6 protein-coding genes are annotated in these 8,305 nt (G+C 63.9%); all 6 read left to right on the forward strand.

Translation table 11 applies throughout. The annotated features are described in order from the left end of the window. Positions 1–119: 119 nt before the first annotated feature. Positions 120–1,397 carry a hypothetical protein gene (locus tag WEB61_RS01235; protein ID WP_368062508.1) on the forward strand — a complete coding sequence of 426 codons (1,278 nt, stop codon included), beginning with the start codon at positions 120–122 and terminating at the stop codon, positions 1,395–1,397. A gap of 10 nt (positions 1,398–1,407) precedes the next feature. Further along, positions 1,408–2,823, forward strand: a complete 1,416-nt coding sequence (locus WEB61_RS01240) for a CmpA/NrtA family ABC transporter substrate-binding protein (RefSeq protein WP_368062509.1) — start codon at positions 1,408–1,410, stop codon at positions 2,821–2,823. 41 nt (positions 2,824–2,864) lie between these two features. Then, positions 2,865–4,307, forward strand: a complete 1,443-nt coding sequence (locus WEB61_RS01245) for a CmpA/NrtA family ABC transporter substrate-binding protein (RefSeq protein ID WP_368062510.1) — start codon at positions 2,865–2,867, stop codon at positions 4,305–4,307. A 76-nt stretch (positions 4,308–4,383) separates the two neighbouring features. Further along, a complete protein-coding gene (locus tag WEB61_RS01250) occupies positions 4,384–5,466 on the forward strand; it encodes an ABC transporter permease (protein WP_368062511.1) in 1,083 nt (360 codons plus the stop codon). 16 nt (positions 5,467–5,482) lie between these two features. Continuing rightward, positions 5,483–7,231, forward strand: coding sequence for an ABC transporter ATP-binding protein (locus tag WEB61_RS01255; RefSeq protein WP_368062512.1), 1,749 nt, complete (start codon positions 5,483–5,485; stop codon positions 7,229–7,231). 34 nt (positions 7,232–7,265) lie between these two features. Next, a partial coding sequence (locus WEB61_RS01260) for an NAD(P)/FAD-dependent oxidoreductase (RefSeq protein ID WP_368062513.1) occupies positions 7,266–8,305 on the forward strand: 1,040 nt, incomplete at its 3' end.

The raw sequence follows: 8,305 nt of genomic DNA on the forward strand, positions 1-8,305 counted from the left end.
AATGGCGTCCGCTGCAGCTAGCTATCGCTGGGCGGGCGTTTTTCATTTTTGGCCTCCCGCCCTTGCGAAAGGGCCGGCATCGGATGGAGTTGAATATGGGGTTTGGGCAAAAGTCACGCATGGCCGCATGGGCGGTCGGAACCTTGGCGGCACTGGCCGCGGCGCCTTCGGGGGCCGCCGCCGAGGCGACGCTCGTCGAAGCGATCGCGCAGGGCAAGCCGCTGATCGACCTGCGGGCGCGCTACGAACAGGTCGACGACGACGCGGTGGCAAATACCGGCAAGGCCGGCACCGTCCGCGCCCGTCTCGGCTACGAGACCGGCGCCTGGAACGGCCTCAGCGCGCTTTTCGAATTCGATTTCACGCGTGGCATCGGCGGCGAAAACTACAACAGCACCCGCAACGGCAAGGCCACATACGGGCTCGTCGCCGATCCGGACGTAACGGAACTCAACCGCCTGCAGCTCACCTATGCAGGACCTTTCGACACCAGGGCCATTGTCGGCCGGCAACGGATCATCCTCGGCAATGCACGCTTCATCGGCAATGTCGGCTGGCGCCAGCACGAACAGACATTCGATGCGCTGACGCTGATCAACACGGCCGTCCCCGACACGACGCTCACCTATGTCTATGTGGCGGGCGTCAACCGCATTTTCGGCGACGACACGCCGGTTCCCAACGCCGCGACCGGCGCGCCGGCCGTCGGCCACTACGACAGCGACAGCCATCTCATCAACGCCGGCTATGCGGGCCTGCCGCACCTCAAACTCGAAGGCTTTGCCTATCTGCTCGATCTCGAGCAATCGGGAACGCCCGCCACCGGCACGCCCGCCGCGCGCAACTCGACCGCCACCTACGGTTTGCGCGCCGACGCGAACTTCACGCTCGGCGCCGGGGTGACGGCGGCTTTCGCCGGCCAGTATGCGAACCAGAGCGACTATGCCGACAACCCGCTCCCGATCGATCTCGACTACTGGCTGGCGGAGGGTTCGCTCGGCTATGCCGGCGCGACGTTCGGCGTCGGTTACGAGTCGATGGAAGGCGACGGCACCGTCGGCTTTTCGACCCCGCTTGCGACGCTGCATGCCTTTGCCGGCTGGGCCGACAAATTCCTGACGACGCCCGTGGACGGTCTCGACGACCGCTATGCCCGCCTCGCCTACACGACGGATGCGGTTCCGGTCTTCACAAAGACGACGGCGGCCCTCGTCTATCACGACTTCGAAGCGGAACGCACCGGCGCCGATCTCGGTTCCGAGTGGGACGCATCGCTCGATCTCGTCCTCGACGCCAACGTCTCCTTCAACGCGAAATACGCGACCTATCGCGGCACCGGCGCGCCCGGCCTGCTCGACAAGGACGTGTTCTGGCTTTCGGCCACCTACAAGTACTGAGGATACGGAAATGTTCAGGAAAAACGCCGCCGGATTCGACAAGCCGATCAACCGCCGCAATGTTCTCGGCACCGGCTCCCGGATCGTGGGCGCCGCGACGTTGCTCAAGGCGGCGGCCGCTGTCGTTCCCGGCGGTGCCTGGGCGGCCGGTGGCGAGGGCATCGAAAAAACGAAGCTCTCGCTCGGCATCATTCCGCTGACCGATTGCGCGCCCATCGTCATCGCGCGTGAAAAAGGCTTTTTCAAGCAGTTCGGCCTCGACGTCGGCATCTCGAAGGAAGCATCCTGGGCGACGATCCGCGACAAGGTTCATATCGGCGCGCTTGACGGCGCGCATATGCTGGCCGGGATGCCGATCGCGTCCAGCCTCGGCATTGGCGGCTTGCGCAAGCCGACGATCACCGCCTGGTCGATGGACCTCAACGGCAACGCCATCACCGTCTCGAACGAACTTTACGAGGCGATGGTGGCGGCTGATCCCAAAGCGATGGCCGAACGGCCCCGCTCGGCGCGCGCGCTGAAGAAAGTCATCGATGCCCGTTCGGCACAGGGCATGGAACCGCTGACTTTCGCCGTCGTCTTCCCGACTTCGACGCATAATTATCAACTGCGCTACTGGATGGCCGATGCCGGCATCGACCCCGACCGCGATGTCCGTATTGCCGTCATCCCGCCGCCGCAGATGGTGGCCAATCTTCAGGCGAACAATATCGTCGGCTATTGCGTCGGCGAGCCGTGGAACAGCCGCGCGATCGCCGCCGGCCTCGGCAAGGCGCTGATCACCAGCTACGAGATCTGGAACAACGGCCCGGAAAAGGTTCTCGGCGTCAATCTCGACTGGGCCGAGAAACACCCGAACACACACAAGGCGATGATCGGCGCGCTCGCCGCCGCGTCCCAATGGATGGACAGGCCCGAGAATCGCGCGGAAGTCGCCGGCATCATTTCGCGGCCCGCTTATGTGAACGCCGACGCCGAGACTGTCCGTATGTCGACGACAGGCACCTTCCGCTACGCACGGGATGAAGAGCCCGTTCCCCTGCCCGACTTCAATGTCTTCCATCGCTATGCGGCGAACTTCCCCTGGGTCAGCCACGCCTCCTGGTTCATCTCGCAGATGATCCGTTGGGGGCAAGTGGCCGAGCCCCTCGACGTTGCGAGCGCCGCGGCGTCCATCTATCGCCCCGACATTTACCGCGATGCGGTTCGCGATCTCGGCATCGCCACGCCGGCAATCGACACGAAGATCGAAGGCACGCATGACGCCCCGTGGATGCTCGGGCTGGCATCGGCGCCCATTCCGATGGGCCCCGACAGGTTTCTCGACAACCGCGTCTTCGATCCCGCGGCAATCGCCGCCTATGTCGAGGGCTTTGAAATCCGCAATCCGAAATTCGACACCGCCATGCTCGCGGCCACCGCGTAGCCGACGCCAGACAGTGCAGCTTTTTCCGAGAGGTGATTGAGATGAACGGCAAGGACACAAGGACGAACAGGACTTCGACGACGGCTTCCACGGCGCGGCGTTTCGCGGCAATCGGCGCTCTTGCCGTTGCGTTGTCGGCCGTCGGCGTCGCGGGACCGCGGTTCCAATCGGCGCATGCCGCAATGCTCGACATCGAAAAGGACGAGCTCACATTCGGCTTCATCAAGCTCACCGACATGGCGCCGCTCGCCGTCGCCAAGGAGCTTGGGTATTTCGAGGACGAAGGGCTCTATGTCACCCTCGAGCCGCAGGCGAACTGGAAAGTTTTGCTCGACCGCACCATCACGGGCGAGCTCGACGGCGCGCATATGCTGGCCGGCCAGCCTATTGCCGCCACCATCGGCTTCGGCACGAAAGCCCACGTCATCACCCCCTTCTCGATGGACCTCAACGGCAACGGCATCACCGTCTCGAACGAGATCTGGGCGATGATGAAGGAGCATGTGCCGATGGAAGACGGCAAGCCCGTCCATCCCATCAAGGCGGAATATCTGAAGCCGGTGGTCGACAAGCTCAAGTCGGAGGGCAAGCCCTTCAAGATGGGCATGGTGTTCCCCGTCTCGACCCACAATTACGAGCTGCGCTACTGGCTCGCCTCGGGCGGCATTCACCCCGGCTTCTATTCCGCAACCGACATCACCGGCCAGATCAAGGCGGATGCGCTTCTGTCGGTCACGCCGCCGCCGCAAATGCCGGCAACGCTTGAAGCCGGCACGATCAACGGTTATTGCGTCGGCGAGCCCTGGAACCAGCAGGCGGTGTTCAAGGGCATCGGCGTTCCGGTAATCACCGACTGGGAAATCCAGAAGGAACACAATCCGGAGAAGGTGTTCGGCATCACGGCGGAGTTTGCCGAAAAATATCCGAACACGACACTTGCCATCACCAAAGCGCTTATTCGCGCCGGCATGTGGCTCGATGCAAACGGCAATGCCAATCGCCCGAAGGCCGTGGAAATTCTGGCAAAGCCCGAATATGTGGGCGCCGACTATGAAGTCATCGCCAACTCGATGACCGGCACGTTCGAGTACGAAAAGGGCGACAAGCGCGACGTGCCCGACTTCAACGTCTTCTTCCGCTACTTCGCGACCTACCCCTATTACTCGGATGCCATCTGGTATCTGACGCAGATGCGCCGCTGGGGCCAGATCACCGAGCACAAGCCCGATGCGTGGTATCACGAGACGGCGAAGAAAGTTTACAAGCCGGAGATTTATCTCAAGGCGGCGGAGCTTCTTGTCGCCGAGGGCAAGGCGAAAAAGGAAGACTTCCCGTTCGACGCGGACGGCTATCGCGGTCCGCAGGGCGGCTTTATCGACGGTGTGCCCTTCGACGGCAGCAAGCCCAATGCCTACATCGACAGCCTCGCGATCGGCTTGAAGAGCAAGCAGATGGTCGCGGGCAGCGAAGTGGTGAGCAACTGATCCGGAGGGCGCGGGCCCGCCCGCGCCCTCGTACCGACCCGTAACAGTTCAATACACAGCCAACCGGGATATCGAGATGACCACGGCAACAGATGTGATCGATGACGGCGAACAGCGCGCGGCGCGCCGGGAGCGGATTTTCAGCACGATCAACAAGGCCAGCAGCTATCTGAGCGTGTTCGGTTTCGGCTGGCTCGTGCCCGTTCTCAAAATCGCGGCCGGCGACAGCGTCAAATTGCAGGGCCGCGAGCTTTGGCAACAGGCCGGCATTCCGTTGATCGGCATTGTGGCGTTCCTCGCCGCCTGGGCCTGGGCCGCGCCGAAGGTCGACACCTCGCTCGGTGCCGTCCCCGGCCCGGCCCAGGTCTGGGAACAGACGGTCAACCTCTACGCCGATCACAAGGCCGAGCGCGCCAAGGAGGACGCTTTCTACGAGCGTCTGGCGGCACGCAATGCCGAACTGATCGCGAGCGGTCAGGGGGACCGCGCGAAGTGGCGCGCCTATACGGGCAAGCCGACTTTCATCGATCAGATATTCACCAGCCTGATGACGGTGGCACTCGGCTTTGTGATCGCAACTGCGCTTGCCGTGCCGATCGGCATTCTCTGCGGCCTGTCGCGCACCTTCAACGGCGCGATGAACCCGCTCATCCAGATCTTCAAGCCGGTTTCGCCGCTTGCCTGGCTGCCGATCGTCACGATGGTCGTCTCGGCCCTTTATCTCGACCCGAGCGACCTCCTGCCCAAATCGCTGGTCGTTTCCGCCATCACGGTGACGCTCTGCTCGCTCTGGCCGACGCTCATCAACACCGCACTTGGCGTTTCCTCCATCGACAAGGATCTCGTCAATGTCGGCAAGGTACTGCAGCTCTCCATGACGAAGACCGTGATGAAGCTGGTGCTGCCCTCGGCGCTGCCGCTGATCTTCACCGGCCTGCGGCTCTCGCTCGGCGTCGGCTGGATGGTTCTGATCGCGGCCGAGATGCTGGCGCAGAACCCGGGCCTCGGGAAATTCGTCTGGGACGAGTTCCAGAACGGTTCTTCCTCCTCGCTCGCCAGGATCATGGTCGCGGTTCTCGCCATCGGCATCATCGGCTTTCTGCTGGATCGCCTGATGTATGCGCTGCAGGCCGCTTTCACCTATTCCGCAACGCGCTGACCGGAGTGCCGATCCGATGTCCTTTCTCGAGTTGAAGAATGTTTCGAAAAGCTACGGCGATGGCGATGCCCGGACATCCGTTCTCAAGCGCATCAACCTCAATGTCGAGGAAGGCGAGTTCGTCGCCATTGTCGGCTTTTCGGGCTCCGGCAAGACGACGCTGATCTCGGCCATCGCCGGTCTGGTGACGCCGGACGAAGGCGAGGTGCTGCTGAAGGGCAAGGCCATCGACGGTCCCGGATCGGACCGCGGCGTCGTCTTCCAGAGCTACTCGCTGATGCCGTGGCTGACGGTCACCGGCAATATCAGGCTCGCCGTCGACACGGTCTTCAGGAAGGAAAGCAAGGCCGCCCGCGCCGCGCGCGTCTCCCGCTACATCGACATGGTGGGGCTGACGCCCGCGGCCGACCGGCTTCCGTCGGAGCTTTCGGGCGGCATGCGCCAGCGGGTCGCCGTCGCCCGCGCGCTTGCCATGAGCCCCGACATGCTGCTGCTCGACGAGCCGCTTTCGGCGCTCGATGCGCTGACCCGCGCCAAACTGCAGGACGAGATCGAGCGCATCTGGGAGAACGACCGCAAGACCGTGATCCTCATCACCAACGACGTGGACGAGGCGATCCTGCTGGCGGACCGGATCGTGCCGCTCAATCCCGGCCCCGGCGCGACGCTTGGGCCCGACTTCCCGGTCAACCTGCCGCGCCCGCGCGACCGGACAGCCATCAACACCAATCCGGCCTTCAAGAAGCTGCGCGCGCAGGTGACGCAATATCTGATGGAAGCGGGCATGGAGCGCGGCGCGTCGGCGGACAATGCCCGCCAGTTGCCGAATGTCGTTCCGATCACCCAGGCGCCGCAGCGGAAGCCCGCGAAGCGCACGCGCCCGGCGACGGATACCTTGCCGGCCGCCTATGCCGAAGCGGCGGGCTCGCCCATCGAAAAGCGCTATGTGGAATTTTTCGAGGTCCGCAAGGTCTATCCGACGCCGAAGGGGCCGCTCACCGTCGTCGACGGTTTCGATCTCAACGTGAAGAAGGGCGAATTCATCACGCTGATCGGCCATTCGGGCTGCGGCAAGTCGACCGTTCTTTCCATGGCGGCCGGGCTCAACGAGATTTCCTCCGGCGGCATCGTGCTCGACGGCAAGGAAGTGTCGGGCGCCGGTCCCGACCGCGCCGTCGTCTTCCAGTCGCCGTCGCTGATGCCCTGGCTGACCGCGCGCGAGAATGTCGCGCTCGGCGTCGACAGGGTCTATCCGAAGGCAACGCCGGCGGAGCGGCGCGAGGTGGTCGAGTATTACCTCGAGCGCGTCGGCCTCAATGATTCGATGCACAAGCTCGCATCGGAATTGTCGAACGGCATGAAGCAGCGCGTCGGCATTGCCCGCGCCTTTGCGCTCTCGCCGAAGCTGCTGCTGCTGGACGAACCTTTCGGCATGCTCGACAGCCTGACGCGCTGGGAGTTGCAGGACGTGCTGATGGAGGTCTGGACGCGCACGCAGGTCACGGCCGTCTGCGTCACCCATGACGTCGACGAGGCCATCCTTCTCGCCGACCGCGTCGTCATGATGACCAACGGACCACGCGCGCGGATCGGCAATGTGATGGATGTCGACATTCCGCGGCCCAGAACGCGGCGGACCCTGCTCGACCATCCCCGCTACTACGAATACCGCCAGGAACTTCTCGGTTTCCTCGAAGAATACGAACACGGCGCCGTCGGCAAGCGGCAACAGCCGGCAAGGACGGCGGCCGGCGCAACCGCCTGAAGGTTCGAGGACTGTGACGCATGGAGATGTGGCAATGAGCAAACAGAAACTCGTCGTTGTCGGTGCCGGCATGGCATCCGGGCGGATGCTGGAGCATCTTTTCGAAGCGGAGCCCGGCGCCTTCGAGGTAACGCTGTTCGGCGCCGAACCGCGTGGGAACTACAACCGGATCATGCTGTCGCCGGTGCTGGCCGGCGAAACGAGTTACGATGAGATCGTCACCCACGACGCGGCGTGGTACGCCGCCAATGACGTGGCGTGCCGTTTTGGCGAGGCCGTGACTAGGATCGACCGCGCGGCAAAACTCGTGTTCTCGAAGAACGGAGCGACGCCATACGACAAGCTGGTGATCGCCACCGGTTCGGCGCCCTTCATCATCCCCGTCACCGGCAGGGATATGCCGGGTGTGATGGCATTCCGCGACCTGGACGACGTCAACGGGATGATCGAGGCCGCGGGAAGGCCGGGCGCCAGGGCGGTCGTGATCGGCGGCGGCCTGCTTGGGCTCGAAGCAGCGGCGGCGCTCAGGCTTCGCGGTATGGATGTCGTGGTGCTCCATCTCATGGATCACCTGATGGAGCGCCAGCTCGACTCCGCGGCAGGCTATCTCCTGGAGAAGGATCTGGAAGGGCGCGGCATCAAGGTTCATACCAGGGCCCAGACGAAGGCGATCCTCGGCACCGAACGCGCCGAGGCGGTGCTGCTCGACGACGGCACGGTCTACCCCGCCGACCTCGTCGTCATGGCCGTGGGTATACGGCCGGAGGTGAGGATCGCCACCGATTCCGGCCTCCATGTGGAGCGCGGCATCGTCGTCAACGACCAGATGGTGTCCTCCGACCCGGACATCCTCGCCATTGGCGAGTGCGTGGAGCACGAGCGCATCTGCTACGGCCTCGTCGCGCCGCTCTACGACATGGCCAGGGTCGCGGCGAAAACACTGATCGAGCAGGATGCGGCCTTCCGCCCGGTGGAAACCGCGACGCAGCTCAAGGTGACCGGCGTCAGCCTCTATTCCGCCGGCGATTTCCAGGGCGGCGAGGATGTCGAGGACATCGTGTTCCGCGATGCCGC

Origin of the sequence: Parvibaculum sp., from assembly GCF_040882025.1 — a bacterium.
Lineage (GTDB): Bacteria > Pseudomonadota > Alphaproteobacteria > Parvibaculales > Parvibaculaceae > Parvibaculum.